Origin of the sequence: Citrobacter sp. MGH105 (genome assembly GCF_001037485.2) — a bacterium.
Taxonomy (GTDB): domain Bacteria; phylum Pseudomonadota; class Gammaproteobacteria; order Enterobacterales; family Enterobacteriaceae; genus Citrobacter; species Citrobacter portucalensis.
Genome location: NZ_CP073048.1, coordinates 5,002,910 through 5,024,777 on the forward strand (window position 1 = coordinate 5,002,910; position 21,868 = coordinate 5,024,777).

At 52.0% G+C, this 21,868-nt stretch carries 19 protein-coding genes; 2 read left to right on the forward strand and 17 right to left on the reverse strand.

Annotated features, from left to right (window positions below; translation table 11 throughout):
• Positions 1-49: 49 nt before the first annotated feature.
• The 16 genes from thrP to trxA form a co-directional block, all read right to left on the reverse strand.
• Positions 50-1,435, reverse strand: a complete 1,386-nt coding sequence (thrP, locus tag SK35_RS23930) for a bifunctional threonine/serine APC transporter ThrP (RefSeq protein WP_003828980.1) — start codon at positions 1,433-1,435, stop codon at positions 50-52.
• 278 nt (positions 1,436-1,713) lie between these two features.
• Positions 1,714-2,454 carry a lipopolysaccharide N-acetylmannosaminouronosyltransferase gene (wecG, locus tag SK35_RS23935; protein WP_048215222.1) on the reverse strand — a complete coding sequence of 247 codons (741 nt, stop codon included), beginning with the start codon at positions 2,452-2,454 and terminating at the stop codon, positions 1,714-1,716.
• Positions 2,454-3,809 carry an ECA oligosaccharide polymerase gene (gene wzyE / locus SK35_RS23940; RefSeq protein ID WP_020996101.1) on the reverse strand — a complete coding sequence of 452 codons (1,356 nt, stop codon included), beginning with the start codon at positions 3,807-3,809 and terminating at the stop codon, positions 2,454-2,456. The genes wecG and wzyE overlap by 1 nt, the downstream gene beginning before the upstream one ends.
• Positions 3,806-4,885 (reverse strand): TDP-N-acetylfucosamine:lipid II N-acetylfucosaminyltransferase, encoded by a 1,080-nt coding sequence (locus SK35_RS23945; RefSeq protein WP_048215223.1) that lies wholly within the window; start codon positions 4,883-4,885, stop codon positions 3,806-3,808. Before SK35_RS23945 ends, wzyE begins: the two co-directional genes overlap by 4 nt.
• Positions 4,882-6,132, reverse strand: coding sequence for a lipid III flippase WzxE (gene wzxE / locus SK35_RS23950; RefSeq protein ID WP_003017971.1), 1,251 nt, complete (start codon positions 6,130-6,132; stop codon positions 4,882-4,884). Before wzxE ends, SK35_RS23945 begins: the two co-directional genes overlap by 4 nt.
• A gap of 1 nt (position 6,133) precedes the next feature.
• A complete protein-coding gene (rffA, locus tag SK35_RS23955; protein WP_048215224.1) occupies positions 6,134-7,264 on the reverse strand; it encodes a dTDP-4-amino-4,6-dideoxygalactose transaminase in 1,131 nt (376 codons plus the stop codon).
• 4 nt (positions 7,265-7,268) lie between these two features.
• Positions 7,269-7,946, reverse strand: coding sequence for a dTDP-4-amino-4,6-dideoxy-D-galactose acyltransferase (rffC, locus tag SK35_RS23960; RefSeq protein ID WP_048215225.1), 678 nt, complete (start codon positions 7,944-7,946; stop codon positions 7,269-7,271).
• Positions 7,924-8,805: a glucose-1-phosphate thymidylyltransferase RfbA gene (rfbA, locus tag SK35_RS23965; protein ID WP_032945685.1), complete on the reverse strand. Its 882-nt coding sequence runs from the start codon at positions 8,803-8,805 to the stop codon at positions 7,924-7,926. Before rfbA ends, rffC begins: the two co-directional genes overlap by 23 nt.
• A gap of 33 nt (positions 8,806-8,838) precedes the next feature.
• Positions 8,839-9,906: a dTDP-glucose 4,6-dehydratase gene (rffG, locus tag SK35_RS23970; RefSeq protein WP_048215226.1), complete on the reverse strand. Its 1,068-nt coding sequence runs from the start codon at positions 9,904-9,906 to the stop codon at positions 8,839-8,841.
• Entirely contained in the window at positions 9,906-11,168 is a 1,263-nt protein-coding gene (gene wecC, locus SK35_RS23975; protein ID WP_048215227.1) for a UDP-N-acetyl-D-mannosamine dehydrogenase, read from the reverse strand. The genes rffG and wecC overlap by 1 nt, the downstream gene beginning before the upstream one ends.
• Entirely contained in the window at positions 11,165-12,295 is a 1,131-nt protein-coding gene (gene wecB / locus SK35_RS23980; protein ID WP_032934208.1) for a non-hydrolyzing UDP-N-acetylglucosamine 2-epimerase, read from the reverse strand. The genes wecC and wecB overlap by 4 nt, the downstream gene beginning before the upstream one ends.
• A 55-nt stretch (positions 12,296-12,350) precedes the next feature.
• Positions 12,351-13,397 carry an ECA polysaccharide chain length modulation protein gene (wzzE, locus tag SK35_RS23985; protein ID WP_003829003.1) on the reverse strand — a complete coding sequence of 349 codons (1,047 nt, stop codon included), beginning with the start codon at positions 13,395-13,397 and terminating at the stop codon, positions 12,351-12,353.
• A gap of 12 nt (positions 13,398-13,409) precedes the next feature.
• Positions 13,410-14,513 carry a UDP-N-acetylglucosamine--undecaprenyl-phosphate N-acetylglucosaminephosphotransferase gene (wecA, locus tag SK35_RS23990; RefSeq protein ID WP_048215228.1) on the reverse strand — a complete coding sequence of 368 codons (1,104 nt, stop codon included), beginning with the start codon at positions 14,511-14,513 and terminating at the stop codon, positions 13,410-13,412.
• Positions 14,514-14,751: 238 nt separating this feature from the next.
• Positions 14,752-16,011 (reverse strand): transcription termination factor Rho, encoded by a 1,260-nt coding sequence (rho, locus tag SK35_RS23995; protein ID WP_002437993.1) that lies wholly within the window; start codon positions 16,009-16,011, stop codon positions 14,752-14,754.
• 87 nt (positions 16,012-16,098) lie between these two features.
• Positions 16,099-16,218 carry a rho operon leader peptide gene (locus tag SK35_RS24000; RefSeq protein WP_049259789.1) on the reverse strand — a complete coding sequence of 40 codons (120 nt, stop codon included), beginning with the start codon at positions 16,216-16,218 and terminating at the stop codon, positions 16,099-16,101.
• A 130-nt stretch (positions 16,219-16,348) separates the two neighbouring features.
• Positions 16,349-16,678 (reverse strand): thioredoxin TrxA, encoded by a 330-nt coding sequence (gene trxA / locus SK35_RS24005; protein WP_001280776.1) that lies wholly within the window; start codon positions 16,676-16,678, stop codon positions 16,349-16,351.
• A 143-nt stretch (positions 16,679-16,821) separates the two neighbouring features.
• Here trxA and rhlB point away from each other — a divergent pair, with 143 nt between their 5' ends.
• Complete coding sequence (gene rhlB, locus SK35_RS24010; RefSeq protein ID WP_003829013.1) at positions 16,822-18,090, forward strand: ATP-dependent RNA helicase RhlB; 1,269 nt, start codon at positions 16,822-16,824, stop codon at positions 18,088-18,090.
• A 136-nt stretch (positions 18,091-18,226) separates the two neighbouring features.
• Positions 18,227-19,708 (forward strand): guanosine-5'-triphosphate,3'-diphosphate diphosphatase, encoded by a 1,482-nt coding sequence (gppA, locus tag SK35_RS24015; RefSeq protein ID WP_048215229.1) that lies wholly within the window; start codon positions 18,227-18,229, stop codon positions 19,706-19,708.
• Positions 19,709-19,759: 51 nt separating this feature from the next.
• On the opposite strand, the gene rep is transcribed toward gppA, so the two are convergent.
• Positions 19,760-21,781 carry a DNA helicase Rep gene (gene rep, locus SK35_RS24020; protein WP_003829018.1) on the reverse strand — a complete coding sequence of 674 codons (2,022 nt, stop codon included), beginning with the start codon at positions 21,779-21,781 and terminating at the stop codon, positions 19,760-19,762.
• Positions 21,782-21,868 lie beyond the last annotated feature (87 nt).

The window sequence follows — 21,868 nt, forward strand, 5'->3', positions numbered from 1 at the left end:
CTTTTTTAAAATAAATTATCGTTTGGTCATGGTTTGTGCGTTTTGTCGCTTATTCCCGCAATTTATGGGCTGTGCCATGACGATTCAGACCAAAAACCTTATAAATGAGCGTCACGGCCAGTAAGAAACCCATGCCAACAAAAAGCGACATTCGGGTATCTTCATTAAAGTACATGCCAATTAATACGCAAATCAGGAACGCCATCGTCAAATAATTCGCCCACGGGAACAGAATGGAGCGGAATGGATGACTGGCAATCGCCGCTTTATGCGCCTGACGGAAACGCAGCTGGCTTATCAGGATCACAAACCACGGCACCATCCCCGGCAACACGCTGGCGCTATAGACATAAACAAACACGCGCTGCGGGTTAGGAATAATGTAGTTCAGGCATGAGCCAATCAGCAGGATCGCGATAGAAATAGCCACTCCGGCAACCGGCACGCCATGGCGTGATACTTTTCCAACAACGGCAGGAAGCTGGCGATTCTTTGCCAGCGCGTAGAGCATACGCCCACAGCTGTACATGCCGCTGTTACAGCCAGACAGCGCCGCCGTCAGCACCACAAAGTTAATAATCCCTGCCGCAGCAGTAATACCAATCTTGGCAAAGGTGAGAACAAACGGGCTGCCGTTGCTGCCAATCTCATTCCACGGGAAAATAGTGACGATGACAAAAATCGCACCAACGTAGAAAATCAGAATGCGCCACAGCACTTTACCCACCGCGCTACGCAGCGTGACCTGTGGATTCTTCGCTTCTCCTGCAGTGATGCCGATCAGCTCCACGCCCTGGTAAGACGCCACAACAATACACAATGCCGTCAGGAAGCCCTTCCAGCCCCCAGCAAAGAAGCCGCCGTGCTCGGTCAGGTTGCCAAAACCAATCGCCTGGCCGCCATTGCCAAAGCCGAAGAAAATCACCCCAACCCCAATGACGATCATCACAATGATGGTGGTCACTTTGATCATGGCAAACCAGAACTCAATTTCACCATACAGGCGAACCGCAGCGAGGTTTGCCAACGCAACCAGTCCGACCGCGATCAGTGCGGGTATCCATTGCGCCATTTCCGGGAACCAGAACTGCACATACACCCCGATGGCGGTAATCTCTGAGATCCCCACAGCCATCCACATAAACCAGTATGACCAGGCGGTGAGATAGCCAAAGAAGGGGCTCATATAACGGTGAGCGTAAACAGCGAATGAACCTGCAACCGGCTCGAGGAATAACATCTCCCCCATAGAACGCATAATGAAAAACACGAACAGCCCGGCGACGATATACGCCAGCAGAACCGAAGGTCCCGCCCATTTCAGGGTACTGGCGGCCCCCATAAATAGCCCAACGCCAATAGTGCCCCCAAGGGCAATTAATTCGATGTGACGAGCCTCCAGCCCACGCTGTAGCTCAGGTTTGTTCTCAGCCATAAATCCTCTTGATGTGTTTGCATGCTGTCCGGTATTACCGGTTCTCGTTATGGGTACATCTTGTTATGCCATAACAGGCCATGCGGCACCGACCGCTTTACGGTTGGCGCCAAAAACACCACGGCACTGCAATGATTGTTGCGAATGGTTTCCTAAAATCGCTTAAATGGCAATTAAAGCATTCAAAAAATGAATAGATTGTGCGAGAAAGCAGCGATTATGTTGTGAATAAGTAGCGTAATTAGCAGATCACGCTACTTATCAGAGGAGAGAGAGCGTCAGAGGTTGCCGGTATAGTGCCAGCGGAGATAGCGTAATAAGCGAAGTTGTCGAGTAATACGGCTCGGCTGCGACAATAAGCGATACAGCCACTCCAGCCCCAGATTTTGCCAGATTTTAGGCGCACGCTTAACGTGACCGGTAAAGACGTCGTAGGTGCCCCCTACGCCCATATACAGCGCGTCAGGGTGAGTCTTGCGGCAATCACGCATAAAGATCTCTTGTTTTGGCGAGCCCATCGCCACCGTCACAATTTGCGCACCGCTGGCGTGAATACGCTCAAACAACGCCTGACGCTGCTCTGGGGTAAAATAACCGTCCTGACTACCCGCAATGTTCACGCGCCACTGCGCACGTAGTTTTGCTTCTGTTTGTGCCAGAACTTCAGGCTTGCCGCCAACCAGGAAAACTGGCGTTCCGTTTTGCCCAGCTCGCGCCATCAGCGCTTCCCAAAGGTCAGCTCCGGCCACGCGTGAAACCTGCGCCTGTGGGAATTTTTTGCGCACCGAACGCACCACGCTAATCCCATCCGCATACTTGAACTCCGCGGCGTTGATCAGCTCCCTCACCTCAGGGTTATCTTCTGCAGTCAGCATCTTCTCAGCGTTGATAGCCACCAGCGTTCCTGACCGGAGGTGTCCTTCGGCAAACAGGTAATTCAGCGCATGTTGCATATCGCGCCAGCCAATCAGTTGTAATCCGCGCAGCGAATACAGCGGCGCAGTTGTGTTATCTGTCATTACGATCCTTCAATCTGTGTCCGGGGCAGCGATTTGATTCGTTTATGAATGAGTCCCGCGCTATCAAACAGCCAGAACAATAATTTTGCCACCAGTAGGCAAACGCCGAAAATCACGAGGAAAAAGACCACTCGTGAGACAAACGAATCCAGCCCTTCACGTGCCAACACGATCATATTGAAAATGGCGCCAAAACAGAAACTGTGCAAAATCGCCGCCTTATAGCGATTGGTTTCTCGGTTACCTAGCTCATACAGCCAGTCGAACCACTTGATGATGAGCCCAACAACAATCGCGCCTAATGGTATAAACAGCGCCCCGCCCATCACCACCAGTGAACCAATTAACGTCGGCGAAATCGCCAGTCCTGAGTGGTTGTTCAACACTTCCCAGGTAAAGTAGTTCGCTGAGTTGAGTACAATACTCGGCCGCCCAGGCCACAGCCAGGAGGGAATAAAGACGTAGAAGTCACGGACAATCGGCGCCAGCCCCTGGAACTCAATATTGTGGTAATTCTGCAGCAACAGCGCCAGGTTCTCCCACGGTGAGAAGGTGTCGCGCGTAAGGTACAGGAACGTATAGAACGCCTCATCGCCGCTAACGCTCATTCCGTAGCGCTTCAACGCCAGCCAGAACATCCCGACAATGCCCAACACGCCTGCAGCGGCCAACATCCACAGCGAAATCCAGCCGCGAATAATGCCGATAAACAAGAAGATGGCAAACGCGATAATGATATTGGCCCGCGTCCCACCCACAATCATATAGGTCAGCAAACCAAACGCGACGGTACTCACGAGGAAGAACACCCACGCTTTGCTGTCCTGACGCAAGAAATAAACCACCAGCATTGCCGGAATGAAGAAGTAGAAGAAACGCTTCAGAGCGACGCCAGAGACTTCACTGGAAAAAATCTGGCTATAGGATTGCAATCTGAACAGCAGGAATCCGTTGTGCATAAAGAAGATGCCCACGCTCACCAGCGCAATCGCCATCAGGATAACCCAGGTCAAATGGGCTTCAACACGATTGATGGTAAACAGCGGCCTGCGCGGCTTATCATCTACTCGTTTGCGCAAGCGCGTTTTATACGTCACGTAGTAGACGGCATAGAAACAGGCGGCTGACAGCAAGGCCTGCAGCAGGATCTCCGGCGGAGCCACTGCCACATCAAAGCGGAACACCAGGATGCTGGTTAACGGGAATCCGAAGAAGAACGTCAGCAAGAACAACAATGAGAAGAAAACATTGAAGTTAAAACGCACGCGGCGGAACTCAAACCAGGTCAGCGTGGCGATAAACAAGGTGGAGAGCAGCCAGACCACCAGAAGACCGCTGAATTGCATCAGGCTCATACGGTTTCTCCTGAAGCAATGCGCAGCGCATTGTGCCACGGCTGCAGATAATTCGGGCTAAAGAAGGTAATAGTATTTTTATCTACCGATGCCAACTGGCGCTGCGCTTCACGTACGACGCCTTCATTGAGATCATCAGTGGTAAATAACACCGGAAGATTTTGTTCCACCATATCCTGCCAGAAGGGATTTTCACGGTTGAGCACGCATGGGATACCCGCCTGGATCAGCAAACACAGGGTACCGATTCCCTGTTGACGGGCAAAAATAAAGTAACCCAAATCACACTGCCGCAATAATGTTAGATAGGCATCAAATTCCAGCTTTTCACTCAAAATTTGCAGATTATCTGCGCTAAATAACGCCAGGCCAGCCTGGCGAACCTCGTCGATATAGGCCGCATTATTGGCGGGATAACCCATCGGCACAATCACATTCACCGTGTCACCAAACTGCTGATGGACGGCACGAAGCGCGGCAACATGCTCATTGCTGCGATCGCCAGAGTTGCCAACCAGCACCGTCATCTTGCCGCTGCGCTGGCAATCATTGCTCATGTTATTGAGTGAAGGATCCATTCGCGTTGGGAAATAGAGCAACTCACCCCGCACACGGGGATGTTGCTCGGCGAAATAACGTAAATCGCCCCGTGTGGCAAACACGCAGCCCACACGATTCTGCGCCATGCGGCGAATCGGGTAAAACAGGCGGAATTTCAGTCCACTGGAGACTTCGTATAAATCAGCGCCCCAGATATGCCAGTAAAACTGCGCCGGTTTAATCCCGCCACTCAGCAGCGCCAGCCACAGGCTGGTGTTGAACTGACCGTGGAAGAAGAAACGCTGTTGGCGATCCGCTTTTGCTTTCGCGATCACAGCGTCAGCAAGCGCCTTTTTCCCGCTGTAGAAGCTTAGCGATAACGCCGGGCAGCTCTCACTGAGTCCCGCATCCTGACCGGCAACCATAAACGTGCGCGCATGCTCGCTCGTCGCGGCCAGCGAGTCGTTGAAAAACCGCAACACGGTTTGGTTATGGTGAGGGATATCCGATCCCAGAACGTGAATCAGTTCAGTCATGCCCGCCTACGCCAGAGTAAAAACACGCCACAACAAAGAGAAAAATAGACGATGTACGTTGCCATATAAGCCTGTGCCGCTCCCAGCGCACCGTGTGCAGGGATCAGCCAGTGAGCAAACACCGTCAATAACATGAACTGGCTAATTTCAGCCAAAATATAAAACCGCAGCGATGCTTTCGCGATCACCAGATACCCAAAGACATACGCCCCAACTTTCAGTACATCACCGACCAGTTGCCAGGCAAACAGATCGCGCATGGCGGTGAATTTTGCGGAGAAAAGCAGCCAGATCGCAAAATCACGCAGCAACCAAACAGTAAAGCTCGCTGCGGCAACCGCCGGTAACACGAACTTCAGCGACTTAACCACCTCGCGCGTAATGTCGCGCTTTTCGGTCAGTCGAGACAACGTCGGAAGCAAGTAAACGCTGAATGAGGCGGTAATGAATTGCAGATAAGCATCAGAGATACTGCTTACTCCCTGCCAAATCCCCACATCATCCCAACTGTACTGCGCCGCCAGCAGGTTTCGCATCATCACGTATGCCACAGGCAGCGTTACGGAGGTAATCAGCGCCATCAGGGTAAACTTGCTTAGCTGTCCAGCCAGGCCGTTATCCCACGAGGGTTTCAGGTAATGCAGGGGAATTGCCCCACGCTTAATCAGCATAATAGCGGCGGGGATAACGACCAACGCGGGCACTAACGCCAGACCCAGCAAAGCGCCTTCATACCCTCCCAGGCGATAACAGCCATAATAAGCCACCACGCCTACCAGGCTACCCACAATCAACGACAGCGCGTTACCCGCCGCATCGCGAAAGCCCTTCATCAACGCCAGCAGCAGGTTCGCCCAGGCAATACCCATCTGCACCAGCGCAACCAGTCTTACCAGCCCCTGATAATGAGTATGGCCAAACAATCCCTGACTGATTGGCGCGGCCGCCAGCAGAAAAATCACCGCCATCAGCGTAGAGAATCCCAGCACCATCGCGGAAGATGTACCGACTACCTTACGGAGCCGGGTCGGATCGTCATGGTGCTGCGCAACATATTTCGTGACGCCGTTGAAAATGCCGGCCCCCGCCAGGACACCAAGCACGGTGACCATCTGGCGGAAGTTACCCGCCTGCCCCACGCCTGCCGGGCCAAACGACACCGCCAGCAGCTTAACGACCAGCAAACCTGCACCAATTTTTACCAGCGTACTGGCTGCCGTCCATAAGGACGCTTTAGCAAGCGACATATCAGGCGAAGTAGTTGAGTAAGGTCGAAATGACCGTTCGCTGGTTTACTGGCGACAGGTTGTAAAACAGCGGCAAGCGCAGCAGACGCTCGCTCTCTTTAGTGGTGAAACGATCAACACCGGCAAATACGCCGAATTTATCGCCAGCCGGACAATCATGTAGCGGGATATAGTGGAACACCGCCATAATTTCAGCTTCTTTCAAGAAGTTAATCAACGCCGTGCGATCGTCGATATCGCGCAGCTTGATATAAAACATATGGGCATTCTGCACGCAGTTTTCCGGGACAGAAGGCAGATCAATGCGTCCGGCACGCGCCAGCGGTTCGAGAGCATCATAGTAGTTCTGCCACAGCGCCAGACGCTGCTGGTTAATACGGTCAGCCGCTTCCAGTTGTGCCCACAGATAGGCAGCCTGCAGATCGGACATCAGATAGCTGGAGCCAATATCACGCCAGGTATACTTATCCACCTGACCGCGGAAAAACTGGCTGCGGTTAGTTCCTTTTTCACGGATGATCTCTGCACGTTCGACTAATTTTTTATCATTAATCAGCGTCGCACCACCTTCACCGCCTGCGGTATAGTTTTTGGTCTCATGGAAGCTAAAGCAACCGATGTGACCAATCGTCCCCAGCGCCCGACCTTTGTAAGTCGACATGACGCCCTGGGCCGCATCTTCCACGACAAACAGGTTATGTTTGGCCGCCAGCGCCATGATGGTATCCATTTCACAGGCTACGCCCGCGTAATGCACCGGAACGATAGCGCGGGTCTTGTCGGTGATCGCCGCTTCAATCAGCGTTTCGTCAATGTTCATGGTATCCGGGCGGATATCAACAAAGACAATTTTCGCGCCGCGCAGCACGAAAGCATTGGCCGTGGAGACAAACGTATAGCTCGGCATAATGACTTCATCGCCAGGCTGGATATCCAGCAGCAATGCCGCCATCTCAAGCGATGCGGTGCAGGAAGGCGTCAGCAATACTTTCTCGCTGCCAAAATGCTGTTCCAGCCACTGTTGGCAGCGACGGGTAAAACCACCGTCGCCACACAGTTTGCCGCTGTTCATCGCAGACTGCATGTAATCGAGTTCAGTGCCCACCACCGGCGGTGCGTTAAATGGAATCATCGTGTCACCTGTATAACCAATACGCGGTGCTTTCCACATTCGCACCACTGTGTATATAACGTTTAAGCGCGGCGGTATTGCCCATTTGGGTCGCCACGCGCAATGTTGTTTTACCGCGAGTCTGTGCCCAGCAAAGGGCGGCCTGCATCAGTTCTGCTCCCGCCCCACGCCCGGCCAGCAGGCCAATTCGCGCATCGGTCGCATTCAGTTCACGCAGCGAGACATAGCCACGAATATCACCTGCCGGTGTACGAAAAACGAGGCATTGATGATCGAACGTCCCCAGCACCGCGTTTTCAATCCACTGCGCATAAAAACGCGTGCTGGCATCTGCGGCATACCACGGAGCGCGAAAACGACTTTGCGCGAACGCCTGTCCTGCCAGTTGGCGTAATGCAGGGATATCCGTAGTTTGTGCGACCTGCGCACCGGGGTCGCCATGCGTACACATCACCGGCAGCACAAAATCCACTTCACCTTCAACCAGTGAGAAACCCAACTGTTGCAGGGCATCTAATTCATGGGTATTGGCGGCAGGAATTTTTGCCTGTACCCGCGACCAGGGCTGCAACACATCCGCAGTCAGAACCGGCGCGCGTTGGTCAAAACGCACAATGGCGCTATTCACGCCAAAGAACGTATTTTCCCAGCTAAGCGGCTCAATACTGGCGCGGACGAGCACGGAGCAGCTCCAGCAGGTATTGACCATAACCCGTTTTGGCCAGTGAACTGGCAGCACGCTTCACGCCTTCGTCATCCAGCCAACCGTTACGCCAGGCGATTTCTTCCAGACAGGCTATTTTAAAGCCCTGGCGTTTTTCCACCGTCTGCACAAAAGTACTCGCTTCGATAAGACTGTCGTGCGTACCGGTATCCAGCCAGGCAAAGCCACGCCCGAGCAATTCTACCGTCAGATGTCCGTCATCAAGATACATCTGGTTGATAGACGTAATCTCCAGCTCCCCACGCTCAGAAGGTTTTACGCGTTTTGCGTATTCCACCACCTTGCTGTCATAGAAATAGAGACCGGTCACCGCCCAGTTTGATTTTGGTGCTTTCGGCTTCTCTTCCAGAGAGATAGCGCGAAAATTGTCGTCAAACTCCACGACACCAAAACGTTCAGGATCCATCACCTGGTAACCAAACACCGTCGCGCCTTGTGTTCTGGCGGCTACATGACGCAGTTTTGGACTGAATCCCTGACCAAAGAAGATATTGTCTCCTAACACCAGACATGATGGTTCCCCGTTAAGGAACGTTTCACCAATGATAAACGCCTGTGCTAATCCATCCGGACTGGGTTGCTCAGCATAGTGCAATTCAATGCCGAACTCAGATCCATCGCCCAGTAAGCGCTGGAAATAGCCTTTATCTTCCGGTGTAGTGATAATCAGGATTTCGCGAATTCCCGCCAGCATCAATACTGATAACGGGTAGTAAATCATCGGCTTATCGTAAATAGGCAATAGCTGCTTCGATACGCCACGCGTAATGGGATACAGGCGAGTACCTGAGCCACCCGCCAGAATGATACCTTTCATGCGTTGTCTCCTCCGGGAGCCAAAACCAGGCTGTTAGCCCTTCAGACCTAAACGTTCGCCCTGGTAACTGCCGTCCTGCACGGGTTTCCACCATGCCTGATTAGCCAGATACCACTGCACGGTTTTGCGCATTCCGCTTTCAAACGTTTCTTGCGGCATCCAGCCTAGTTCACGCGCAATTTTCGACGCGTCAATGGCGTAACGCAAATCATGACCCGGGCGATCGTCCACAAAAGCGATCAAGTCGCGGTACTGCGCGATACCCTGCGGCTTTTGCGGTGCCAGCTCTTCCAACAGGCTGCAAACCGTTTCGACAACTTCCAGGTTTTTACGCTCGTTATGACCACCGATATTATAGGTTTCTCCCACCGCGCCCGTTGTCGCCACACAATAGAGCGCCCTGGCGTGATCTTCTACATACAACCAGTCACGGATCTGTTGCCCATTGCCGTAAACCGGCAACGGCTTCCCCGCCAATGCGTTGAGGATCATCAGCGGAATCAGTTTTTCCGGAAAATGGTACGGACCATAGTTGTTAGAACAGTTGGTTATCAGCGTTGGCAGACCGTAGGTACGCAGCCAGGCGCGAACCAGATGATCGCTGCTGGCTTTCGACGCGGAATAAGGGCTGCTCGGTGCATACGGTGTGGTTTCAGTGAAGAAATCATCCGTAGAATGCAGGTCGCCATACACCTCGTCAGTCGAGATATGGTGGAAACGAAACGCTGATTTTTTCTCGCTGGTTAAATCACCCCAGTAAGCGCGCGCCGCTTCCAACAGCGTGTAGGTTCCCACGATGTTAGTTTCGATGAAGGCGGCCGGACCATCAATTGAGCGATCGACGTGGCTTTCTGCCGCCAGATGCATCACGCAGTCCGGCTGATAGTGTTGAAACACCCTGTCGAGCGAAGCTCGATCGCAGATATCGACTTTCTCAAAGGTAAAACGAGGATTCTGTGCAACCGGCTCCAGCGACATCAGGTTTCCAGCATAGGTCAGCTTATCGACCACAATTGCCGCATCCTGAGTCTCCTGAATGATATGCCGTACAACCGCCGAGCCGATGAATCCCGCTCCACCGGTAACCAGAATTCGTTTCATTAGCGCCAGACCCCTTTGGTATCAACGATATATTGCTGGTGAACCGCATCGCCTTTAATGGCTTTAAATTCATTATGGTCGACCAGCAAGACCAGCACATCGGCGCTTGCCAGAGCATCATCCAGCGCTGCCAGTTGGCACAGACCGTCCAGTTTTTTTGGCAGTTGATGGATGTTCGGTTCCACCACCAATGTTTCGCCTTTGTGCCAATGCGCGATGCTTTGCGCAATTCCCATCGCCGGGCTTTCACGTAAGTCATCAATATTCGGTTTAAATGCCAGACCAAAACAGGCAATTTTCACTTCGCTGGCCCGTTTATTGGTATCCGCCAGACAGTCGGCCACGGCAGCTTTTACCTGATCAACCACCCAATGAGGCTTACCGTCGTTAACCTCACGCGCGGTGCGAATCAATTTCGCCTGCTGCGGGTTCTGCGCCACGATAAACCACGGATCAACCGCGATACAGTGCCCGCCAACCCCCGGACCCGGTTGCAAAATATTCACGCGCGGATGGCGATTTGCCAGTCGAATCAGTTCCCAGACGTTGATCCCCTGATCGGCGCAAATCAGCGACAGCTCATTGGCGAAGGCGATATTGACGTCGCGGAAGCTATTTTCAGTCAGTTTGCACATTTCCGCCGTACGGGCGTTGGTCACGACACATTCGCCCTCCAGGAAAATGTTGTACAGTTCGCTAGCACGCGCGGAACAGACGGAGGTCATTCCCCCAATCACGCGGTCGTTTTTAATCAGTTCAACCATCACCTGGCCCGGCAGCACGCGCTCTGGGCAATAAGCAATGTTAACGTCCGCGTGTTCACCGACTTGCTGCGGGAAAGTCAGGTCAGGCCGCATTTCTGCAAGCCATGTGGCCATCTGTTCAGTGGCCCCGACAGGCGACGTCGATTCAAGGATCACCAACGTGCCTTTTTTCAGCACCGGTGCAAGAGATTTAGCCGCGGCTTCCACATAAACCATATCGGGTTCGTGCTCCCCCTTAAACGGAGTAGGCACAGCAATCAGATAGGCATCCGCATCTACAGGGGTTGTGGTCGCACGCAGAAATCCATTTTCGACCGCCGTTTTCACCACGGCGCCCAAATCTGGCTCAACGATATGAATTTCACCGCGATTAATGGTATCCACCGCGTGTTGATTTACATCTACGCCAATCACATGCTTTTGACGGGAAGCAAAGGCAGCCGCCGTCGGCAGTCCGATATAACCCAGCCCAATGACAGAAATGGTCGTAAAACTCATAGCGATATCCGATTATTTTTTAACGCGTGTAAAATGCGGCCACATGCCTGCCCGTCACCATACGGATTATGGGCGCGGCTCATGGTCTGATATTCATTGTCGTCATGCAGCAAACGCGTGACTTCTTCGACAATACGCTGCGGGTCGGTCCCTACCAGACGTACTGTGCCTGCAGTAATCGCTTCCGGACGTTCCGTCGTTTCGCGCATCACCAGAACCGGTTTCCCCAGAGATGGGGCTTCTTCCTGAATCCCGCCAGAGTCGGTAAGGATCAGCCAGGCGTGATTCATCAGCCAGACAAACGGCATATAATCCTGCGGTTCAATCAGGATGACGTTTTCAACGTGCCCCAGAATGCGATTAACCGGTTCGCTGACGTTAGGATTCAGGTGCACCGGATAGACAATCTGTACGTTCTGATTGGCCGCGGCAATTTCCGCCAGCGCATGACAAATGTGTTCAAAACCACGACCGAAGCTTTCCCGACGATGACCGGTCACCAGTATCATCTTTTTATCCGAGCTCAGGAATGGGTAATGCTCTGCCAGTTCAGCTCGTAATGCATCACTCGCCAGTACGCGATCGCGTACCCAGATCAACGCATCAATAACCGTATTACCTGTAACGAAGATACGGCTATCAGAAATGTTTTCCCGTAACAGGTTTTGGCGCGAGTTTTCTGTTGGTGCAAAATGATACATCGCCAGATGCCCGGTTAGCGTACGGTTCGCCTCTTCCGGCCAGGGAGAGTAGAGATCGCCTGTACGTAAGCCTGCCTCCACATGCCCTACCGGGATGCGCTGATAGAACGCGGCCAGGCTAGTAGCAATGGTGGTTGTGGTATCGCCGTGAACTAACACAACGTCAGGTTTAAAATCAGCCAGAATTGGCTTTAATCCTTCCAGTATTCGGCAGGTAATTTCTGTTAGCCCCTGACCTGGCTGCATAATATTGAGATCGTAGTCAGGTACAATGGAAAAGAGGTTCAACACCTGATCGAGCATCTCCCGATGCTGCGCCGTGACGCAAACTTTTGCCTCAAAATCAGGATCTTTTGCCAGCGCATGAACCAGAGGTGCCATTTTTATGGCCTCCGGTCGCGTGCCAAATACAGTCAGTACTTTCACATCGATTCTCTTCGGATTGGCAGTGAGGGCCCAGCCCCTCACTGCAACGATATTGCTAAATCGTGCGGCGACGGGTTAACGCGACACCAGCACCGATCAGAGCCCCAACGATGCCCCACATAATCATCAGGAAGGCACGACGAGGGCTGTCACGTTTTACCGGTTCCTCCGGCGTACGCAAATAACGATAGGTCTGAAAACGCGGATCCAGAGTTGGCCCAACGTTCAGTGTGTTAAGCATGGCTCGGTTTTGGAAGTAGTCCAGATCGAAATCGGGACCAACAGATTGCAGGTTTTCGAGTCGCGCCTGCAGCATAGGACGTCCAAGCAAAAACAGTTCAGAATCGGGTAGCTCTTCAGCCGGAACGTCAGTGGAAGTACGCGAAATATTATGCTGTTCAGCAATTTTGAGAGCCTGCTCAATGTTGTGAACTCGGCGAGAGAAAATCGATTTCGCCACTTCTTCCTGGCGTTTAACCTGCGCCTTCATCTGCACAGTGCGCGCAGCCCAGGCTCCCTTTAACTCGTCGTTCAGATGACGCGCCGCACGCTGGCTGGCAAACGCGACGTACTGACGCAACAGATTGTTGGCATCAGGTGCCGTTTCGGCAATCAGCTTCACGCTGTCATTGGTATTACGAACCGCATCGCCGGGCATAAACTGAATGTTATTAATCAGTTCATCCAGCATCGCCGCATCGGCTTTACTGTTCCCCACCATACGTTGCTTGTAGTAATCAGTCTGCTGCCAGAATTCACGGCGCGTATCCCATGAGGCAAGCTGCATGATAAATTCTTTATAGGCCTCATCCATCACTGACGGCTGATCCGCAGATGCGAGACTGGCCTTGATGTCCAGGTTACGTAAGAACTGCTGCTGAGAGTAATAGCCGCCCAACATATTAACCGTTGGCCTGTCTGAAATCGCCGTCGCGCTCCACTCCTGACGAGCAAAAAACGTATAGGCGAGAGCGACTAACGCGAAGGCGAGAGCCATACCGACGATCCACACCTTCCCTGTCCACAAAGTACGAAACAACCCACGGATGTCCAGTTCATTTTCAGCGCTCATGGCATGTTCCCCCGGTAATGGTTGTGTCATCGTACCCTCAATTTATTTGGTTAAGTTTGGTTTACTGTCACGGTTTCTACGCAACTTGCGCTTCCAGCGTTTGATAAATCTCGCTACCTTCCAGGCACGTTTAATACAATAGTCATACAAGACAAATGCCAGTAAAAAGAGCACCAGCATCACCCATTCCGGAACGACCCGAGAATATTCAGCCAACACGCCGATAGAAGCCAGGATCGCAGCAGCCAGCGTAATCAGGACAAAAGCCTGTCGGGAAGTAAACCCGGCGCGCATAATTAAATGGTGAATATGTTGGCGGTCCGGGGAGAAAGGGCTCATACCTTTACGTAAACGACGATACATGATCGCCACCATATCCATTAACGGAATGGCAATAATCCACAGTGCGGTGACCGGGCTAATAGGATGCGTTTTACCTTGAGTGGTCTCCAGCAGGATCCAGATGACCGTAAAGCCAATCAGCGTACTCCCCGCATCGCCCATAAAGACCTTATAGCGACGTCCGAGAATACCCAGGTTCAGCATGATGTAAGGCAGAATGGCGGCGATCATGGCAAAACACCAGATAGCCAGGCTTGTCTGGCCGTCAAACCACAAGATAAGCCCCATTGCGGCGAATGATACGCTGGATAGCCCGCCTAACAGACCATCAATCCCATCCACCATGTTAAAGGCGTTAATTGCAGCCCAAACGGCGAAAAGGGTAAGGAAATAGCCAAAAGGACCGAGCACCATCTCCCAAGGGCCAAAAATGAACCCAAGGCTCAACAGATAGAGCTTACCTACCGCCATCATAATGATGCCGATGATAGCCTGGATGGTCGCACGGATTTTTACACTGATATCAAAGCGGTCGTCCAGCGCACCGATAAACACCAGTACACCGGCACAAGCCAGGTAGAGAGTTGCATGCGGGATATAATAATCGGCGATGAAGAACGTAAAGCAAATGCCTGCGTAAACCGAAATCCCCCCAACCAACGGAATCAGTCCCTGATGACGTTTGCGGAAGTTGGGTTTATCCACCAATCCTATCTTTTTCGCAACCTTACGGGCAAAGAAAAGAAACAGCGTTGTGAATAAAAAAATACTGATGAGATCAGTACTTGCTGTCAGTAAATTCACTATACATACTCTCAAAGAATATCAATATATGAAGTATAACCATCCAGGCGATTATTCAGAAGAGAAACCCGATTCCATATCAGGTGGTTCTGTATGATTATTAACCACAAAATACGAATTACAACCCTTCATCGCCAGGCGGTATGTCATACCGGATTATTATTATTGTGTCGTTAAGATTACATCCACAAAAGCAAAACGCCACGTAAAAACGTGGCGTTTTCAGATGATGCCCGAATCAGGAACGCTTCATCATATCGAAGAAATCGTCGTTGGTCTTGGTCATCGCCAGTTTGTTAATGAGGAATTCCATTGCATCGATTTCACCCATCGGATGGATGATTTTGCGCAGGATCCACATTTTCTGCAGCTCTTCCTGGGTAGTGAGCAGCTCTTCTTTACGGGTACCGGAACGGTTGTAGTCGATAGCCGGGAAGACGCGTTTTTCAGCAATCTTACGAGAGAGATGCAGTTCCATGTTGCCGGTACCTTTAAACTCTTCGTAGATAACTTCATCCATTTTAGAGCCGGTATCAATCAGCGCAGTCGCGATGATGGTCAGGCTACCGCCCTCTTCCACGTTACGTGCAGCACCAAAGAAACGCTTAGGACGATGCAGGGCGTTGGCGTCCACACCACCGGTCAGTACTTTACCGGAAGCCGGAACCACGGTGTTATATGCACGCGCCAGACGGGTGATGGAGTCAAGCAGAATGATAACGTCTTTCTTGTGTTCAACCAGACGTTTCGCCTTCTCGATAACCATTTCCGCAACCTGAACGTGGCGGGAGGCTGGTTCGTCAAAGGTAGAGGCAACCACTTCACCTTTCACCAGACGCTGCATCTCGGTAACTTCTTCCGGACGTTCGTCAATCAGCAGCACCATCAGCACGCAGTCAGGATGATTGTATGCAATGCTCTGCGCGATATTCTGCAGCAGCATGGTTTTACCCGCTTTCGGCGGAGCAACAATCAGACCACGTTGGCCACGACCGATCGGCGATGCCAGATCCAGTACACGCGCCGTTAAGTCTTCAGTAGAACCGTTACCGCGTTCCATACGCAGACGAGAGTTTGCGTGCAGCGGCGTTAAGTTCTCAAAGAGGATTTTGTTACGGGCGTTTTCTGGTTTGTCGTAGTTAACTTCGTTAACTTTCAACAGCGCAAAGTAGCGTTCACCTTCTTTCGGCGGGCGAATCTTACCAGAAATGGTATCACCAGTGCGGAGGTTGAAACGGCGGATTTGGCTGGGAGAAACGTAGATGTCATCAGGACCGGCGAGGTAGGAGCTGTCTGCAGAGCGGAGGAAACCAAATCCATCCTGCAATATCTCCAGCACACCGTCACCAAAGATATCTTCGCCACTCTTTGCGTGCTGCTTCAGGATGGCAAAAATAATGTCCTGCTTGCGCATACGAGCCAGGTTTTCAAGGCCCATATTTTCGCCGAGAGTGATCAGCTCAGAAACCGGCGTATTCTTTAATTCGGTAAGATTCATAATGGTGTGAGTTCTTAAACTTGGGGTAAATCTCGAACTTAATGTTGTGAATGGTATGGCAGGGTCATCCATGCCTGTTTACGGCCATCAACTCATGTCTGTTCGCTGTCTGGTCACAGGAAAGTACGCAGAACTGAAACGACAAGACGGATTGAGTGACAAGCCAGGAATCTGTCCACTCCTCGCGCGAGAAACAACGGGAAGTATTGGATATAACTAGATTCAAACTTAATAAGGTATGTTTAATACGAAGTCAACACTAACTTAGCACGACTCAAGTCGGGCGTCCAGTCATCCGAATCATTTCGAAGTAGGGTCGCCCGATCATGAGACTTCCTTACGCTAAATTAGCGTCGAGGAATTCTTTCAACTGACCTTTGGACAGCGCGCCGACTTTCGTCGCCGCAACTTCGCCGTTTTTAAACAGCAGCAGGGTCGGGATGCCACGGATACCATACTTCGGCGCGGTGCCTGGGTTTTGGTCAATGTTCAGTTTAGCAACCGTCAGTTTGCCCTGATATTCGTCAGCGATTTCATCCAGAATCGGAGCGATCATTTTGCACGGACCGCACCACTCTGCCCAGAAATCAACGAGGATTGCTCCGTCCGCTTTGAGTACATCCGTGTCAAAACTGTCGTCAGTCAGGTGAATAATTTTATCGCTCATAATAACTCCACAGGAATAAGCCTGGTGCATTGGTGTAGCATTAATCAACGACGTGTTGATGTAGCATTAACCAACTAAAGGTTGACTTTATTTCACCGGATACGCTTTCGTAAAGCAATAGTAAGCTGATATTCTACCACACTATGAGCAAAACACATTTAACAGAACAGAAGTTTTCCGACTTCGCCCTGCACCCAAAGGTGATAGAAGCCCTTGAAAATAAAGGCTTTCATAACTGTACGCCCATTCAAGCCCTCGCGCTGCCGCTAACGCTGGCTGGTCGTGATGTTGCCGGGCAGGCGCAAACCGGTACCGGAAAAACGATGGCGTTCCTGACGTCAACGTTTCATTATCTTCTCTCTCATCCCGCGATTGCCGATCGCAAGGTGAACCAACCGCGTGCGTTAATTATGGCGCCAACGCGTGAATTAGCCGTGCAGATCCACGCCGATGCCGAGCCGCTGGCACAGACCACTGGTCTGAAATTAGGCCTGGCGTATGGCGGCGACGGTTACGATAAACAGCTGAAAGTGCTGGAAAGCGGCGTCGATATTCTTATCGGCACGACCGGTCGTCTCATCGACTATGCAAAACAGAACCACATTAATCTGGGCGCGATTCAGGTCGTGGTGCTGGATGAAGCCGATCGTATGTACGATCTGGGCTTTATTAAAGATATCCGTTGGCTGTTCCGTCGTATGCCGCCAACCACCCAACGTCTGAACATGCTGTTTTCTGCAACCCTCTCATACCGCGTTCGCGAACTGGCGTTCGAACAGATGAATAACGCTGAGTACGTTGAAGTCGAACCGGAACAGAAAACTGGCCACCGCATTAAAGAAGAGCTCTTCTACCCTTCCAACGAAGAGAAAATGCGTTTGCTGCAAACGCTGATTGAAGAAGAGTGGCCAGATCGAGCCATTGTTTTTGCTAACACCAAGCATCGTTGTGAAGATATCTGGGGCAGCCTTGCTGCGGACGGTCATCGCGTCGGTCTGCTGACCGGTGACGTAGCACAGAAAAAACGTCTGCGTATTCTTGATGAGTTCACCCGTGGCGATCTCGACATTCTCGTTGCGACGGATGTCGCTGCGCGTGGCCTGCATATCCCAGCAGTAACGCACGTATTTAACTATGACCTGCCGGATGACTGTGAAGATTACGTTCACCGAATCGGTCGTACCGGACGTGCTGGCGCAAGCGGTCACTCTATCAGCCTGGCTTGTGAAGAGTACGCGCTGAATTTACCCGCAATCGAGACCTATATCGGCCATTCGATTCCGGTCAGCAAATATAACCCGGATGCGCTGATGACCGATCTGCCGAAGCCGTTGCGCTTAACGCGCCCGCGTACAGGCAATGGCCCACGCCGTACCGGTGGTGCTCCGCGTAATCGTCGTCGTTCAGGTTAAGAAAAGTTATGCCATACACAAAATCATTCAGCCTGTATCAAGGCGGCAAGAAAACGAATCCCGATGAGCTTATTTTAGTAAATGATTCGGGTGAGAGAACGCAGCCAACACAGATACAGGTTGAAGGATGAAGTGTATGAATTCTACTTCGCTGTATGCAGCAATCGATCTCGGCTCGAATAGTTTTCATATGCTGGTTGTACGCGAGGTGGCAGGAAGCATCCAGACGCTCACGCGTATCAAACGCAAAGTGCGTCTGGCCGCTGGACTCAACGGTGACAACGAGCTCTCTGTTGAAGCGATGGAGCGCGGCTGGCAATGCTTGCGCTTGTTTGCAGAACGTCTGCAGGATATTCCGCATCCTCAAATCCGCGTGGTCGCCACGGCAACATTACGCATCGCCGTAAATGCCGATGTGTTTATTGCTAAAGCGCAAGAGATCCTTGGCTGCCCTGTCCAGGTAATTAGCGGTGAAGAAGAAGCGCGACTGATTTATCAAGGTGTGGCCCACACAACCGGCGGTGCCGATCAGCGTCTGGTTGTGGATATTGGTGGCGCCAGCACTGAATTAGTCACCGGTTCCGGCGCACAAACCACCTCTCTGTTCAGCCTGTCGATGGGCTGCGTCACCTGGCTCGAACGTTATTTTACCGATCGTAATCTGGCACAGGATAACTTTGACGAGGCAGAGAAGGCCGCACGTGAAGTTCTGCGCCCGGTCGCCGACAAACTGCGTTTTCATGGCTGGAAAGTTTGCGTTGGTGCCTCTGGTACCGTCCAGGCGTTGCAGGAAATCATGATGGCGCAGGGTATGGATGAGCGCATTACGCTGGCCAAACTTCAGCAGCTTAAGCAGCGCGCCATTCACTGCGGTCGTCTGGAAGAGCTGGAAATCGAAGGGTTAACGCTGGAACGTGCGCTGGTTTTCCCCAGCGGGCTGGCCATTCTGATTGCTATTTTCACCGAACTGAACATTCAATGCATGACCCTGGCCGGCGGCGCATTACGTGAAGGTCTGGTCTACGGCATGCTGCATCTGGCGGTGGATCAGGATATTCGTAGCCGCACATTACGCAATATCCAGCGTCGCTTTATGGTCGATACAGAGCAAGCACATCGCGTTGCCAATTTAGCGACTAAATTTCTCGATCAGGTAGAAAAAAAGTGGCATCTTGAACCGATTAGCCGCGAACTACTGATTAGTGCCTGTCAGCTGCATGAAATTGGCCTGAGCGTTGATTTTAAACAGGCACCACAGCATGCCGCTTATCTGGTGCGCAATCTCGATCTCCCGGGTTTTACCCCTGCGCAAAAGAAACTGCTAGCAACGCTGTTACTCAACCAGACCAACCCCGTCGATCTCTCTTCGCTCCACCAGCAAAACGCAGTGCCACCGCGCATCGCGGAGCATCTTTGCCGTTTGCTACGTTTGGCGATCATCTTCGCCAGCCGTCGCCGTGACGATCTTGTGCCGGAAATTCAAATGGATGCAAGAAACGAGCACCTGACGGTCACGCTACCAGAAGGCTGGCTGGAACATCATCCGCTGGGTAAAGAGTTAATCGATCAGGAAAGTCAGTGGCAAAGCTATGTCCACTGGCCGCTGGACGTTCATTAGATGTTGGTTGCCGGATAGCGCGCGTTTACACGTATCCGGCCTACAAAATACCTACTTCGCTTTGGCTTTCGCCATCATTGCCCGAATATTAGCGATGCTTGCCTGCCCTTTTTGCATCCGCTCCTCAGCGCTCACCACTTTACGCTCTTGTTCCCAGATAACGTCATCCTGTGGCAGCTCCAGCAGGAAACGACTCGGTTCCGGACGCACCAGCTCACCATACTGACGACGCTCTTTACACAGAGTGAAGATGAGTTCTTTCTGTGCACGCGTAATCCCTACGTAAGCCAGACGACGTTCTTCGTCGATATTGTCTTCATCGATACTGCTCTGGTGCGGCAAAAATCCTTCTTCCATTCCCACCATAAACACGTAAGGGAACTCCAGCCCTTTTGAGGCATGCAGCGTCATCAACTGCACCTGATCCAGCTCTTCTTCGCTCTCTCCACGCTCCATCATGTCGCGCAGGGTAAAGCGGGTAACTACCTGGGTCAGGGTCATCGGCTCTTCCAGCTCACTGCCTTCCAGCATCTCCGTCATCCAGCTGAACAGCGTATTGACGTTTTTCATACGCATTTCAGCCGCTTTCGGGCTCGGCGAGGTTTCATACAGCCAGGATTCGTAATCAATACCGTGGATAAGATCGCGCACGGCGGCAACCGGTTCGCGCTCCGCCAGGCGCTGAATTTCACCCAGCCAGTGCGTAAAGCGGGTCAGAGAGTCATACCCGCGCCCGGTCAGTGTCTGGCTAAGCCCCATATCAAAGCTGGCGGTAAACAGGCTTTTATTACGCGTCATCGCCCATTCACCCAACTTTTGCAGCGTGGCTGGACCGATTTCACGCTTTGGCGTGTTTACGATGCGCAAAAATGCGCTGTCGTCATCCGGGTTGCTCAGCACGCGCAGGTAGGCCAGCAGATCTTTAATCTCCGGACGCGAGAAGAACGACGTTCCGCCGGAAATTTTGTACGGGATACGGTTCTGCATCAGAAACTTTTCGAACACGCGCGACTGATGATTACCGCGATAAAGAATGGCGTAGTCTTTATATTGCGTCTTGTTCACAAAGTGGTGGGCAATTAATTCCCCGGTCACTCGTTCGGCTTCGTGCTCTTCATTATTGGCACTTAGTACCTTCAGCTCAGCACCGTAACCCAACTCGGAAAAGAGCCGCTTTTCAAAGACGTGTGGATTGTTCGCAATGAGGATGTTCGCCGCCTTAAGAATGCGACCTGATGAACGGTAGTTTTGCTCCAGCTTCACCACCTGTAAAGCCGGAAAATCTTTGCTCAACAGTACCAGGTTCTGCGGACGGGCGCCGCGCCAGGAGTAGATCGACTGATCGTCATCGCCCACGACGGTAAAGCGCGCACGTTTCCCTACCAGCAACTTCACCAGCTCGTACTGGCTGGTGTTGGTATCCTGATATTCATCCACCAGCAGGTAGCGGATTCTGTTTTGCCAGCGCTCACGCACTTCTTCATTGCGCTGTAGCAGCAGAGTAGGAAGCAGGATAAGATCGTCAAAATCGAGGACGTTACACGCCTTCATATGCGCGTCATACAGACCATAGCAGTGGGCAAAAATACGATCGCGCTCGCCCTTTGCGCTGGCTGCCGCCTGCGCCGGAGTCATCAGATCGTTTTTCCAGTTGGAGATCGTCGAGATCAGCTGCTGGAGAATAAGCTTATCGTCTTCGATTAGCCCTTCGGTCAGTTCCTTAAGCAAGGCCACCTGGTCAGTATCGTCAAACAACGAGAAGTTCGACTTCATCCCCAGCGCCGCGTATTCACGCTTAATGATATCCAGTCCCAGGGTGTGGAAGGTGGAGATCATCAACCCACGCGCCTCTTTACGACCCAGCGTTTGCGCCACGCGCTCTTTCATCTCGCGCGCAGCCTTATTGGTAAAGGTCACTGCCGCAATATGTCGTGCCTGATAGCCACATTCACGGATCAGATGGGCTATTTTGTTGGTGATAACACGCGTCTTGCCGGAACCCGCTCCCGCCAGCACCAGGCAAGGTCCGGTGACGAATTCGACGGCTTGTTGTTGTCCGGGGTTCAAACGCATAAGGGATTGCTCAATCTGTAAACACGGGGGAGGTGGATTGTAGCAGAAAGAGGGAGAAAAAGAGTAACTGGCTACCCCTGTGAGTAG

Excerpts from the sequence above, each read along its gene's own strand:
- rfbA (WP_032945685.1), bottom strand. The coding sequence starts at position 8,805 with ATGAAAGGTATCATTCTGGCGGGTGGCTCAGGTACTCGCCTGTATCCC.
- rffA (WP_048215224.1), bottom strand. The coding sequence starts at position 7,264 with ATGATTCCATTTAACGCACCGCCGGTGGTGGGCACTGAACTCGATTAC.
- SK35_RS23945 (WP_048215223.1), bottom strand. The coding sequence starts at position 4,885 with ATGACTGAACTGATTCACGTTCTGGGATCGGATATCCCTCACCATAAC.
- wzzE (WP_003829003.1), bottom strand. The coding sequence starts at position 13,397 with ATGACACAACCATTACCGGGGGAACATGCCATGAGCGCTGAAAATGAA.
- wecC (WP_048215227.1), bottom strand. The coding sequence starts at position 11,168 with ATGAGTTTTACGACCATTTCTGTCATTGGGCTGGGTTATATCGGACTG.
- wecG (WP_048215222.1), bottom strand. The coding sequence starts at position 2,454 with ATGACAGATAACACAACTGCGCCGCTGTATTCGCTGCGCGGATTACAA.
- trxA (WP_001280776.1), bottom strand. The coding sequence starts at position 16,678 with ATGAGCGATAAAATTATTCACCTGACTGACGACAGTTTTGACACGGAT.
- thrP (WP_003828980.1), bottom strand. The coding sequence starts at position 1,435 with ATGGCTGAGAACAAACCTGAGCTACAGCGTGGGCTGGAGGCTCGTCAC.
- rep (WP_003829018.1), bottom strand. The coding sequence starts at position 21,781 with ATGCGTTTGAACCCCGGACAACAACAAGCCGTCGAATTCGTCACCGGA.
- rhlB (WP_003829013.1), top strand. The coding sequence starts at position 16,822 with ATGAGCAAAACACATTTAACAGAACAGAAGTTTTCCGACTTCGCCCTG.
- rffG (WP_048215226.1), bottom strand. The coding sequence starts at position 9,906 with ATGAAACGAATTCTGGTTACCGGTGGAGCGGGATTCATCGGCTCGGCG.
- gppA (WP_048215229.1), top strand. The coding sequence starts at position 18,227 with ATGAATTCTACTTCGCTGTATGCAGCAATCGATCTCGGCTCGAATAGT.
- wzyE (WP_020996101.1), bottom strand. The coding sequence starts at position 3,809 with ATGAGCCTGATGCAATTCAGCGGTCTTCTGGTGGTCTGGCTGCTCTCC.
- wzxE (WP_003017971.1), bottom strand. The coding sequence starts at position 6,132 with ATGTCGCTTGCTAAAGCGTCCTTATGGACGGCAGCCAGTACGCTGGTA.
- rho (WP_002437993.1), bottom strand. The coding sequence starts at position 16,011 with ATGAATCTTACCGAATTAAAGAATACGCCGGTTTCTGAGCTGATCACT.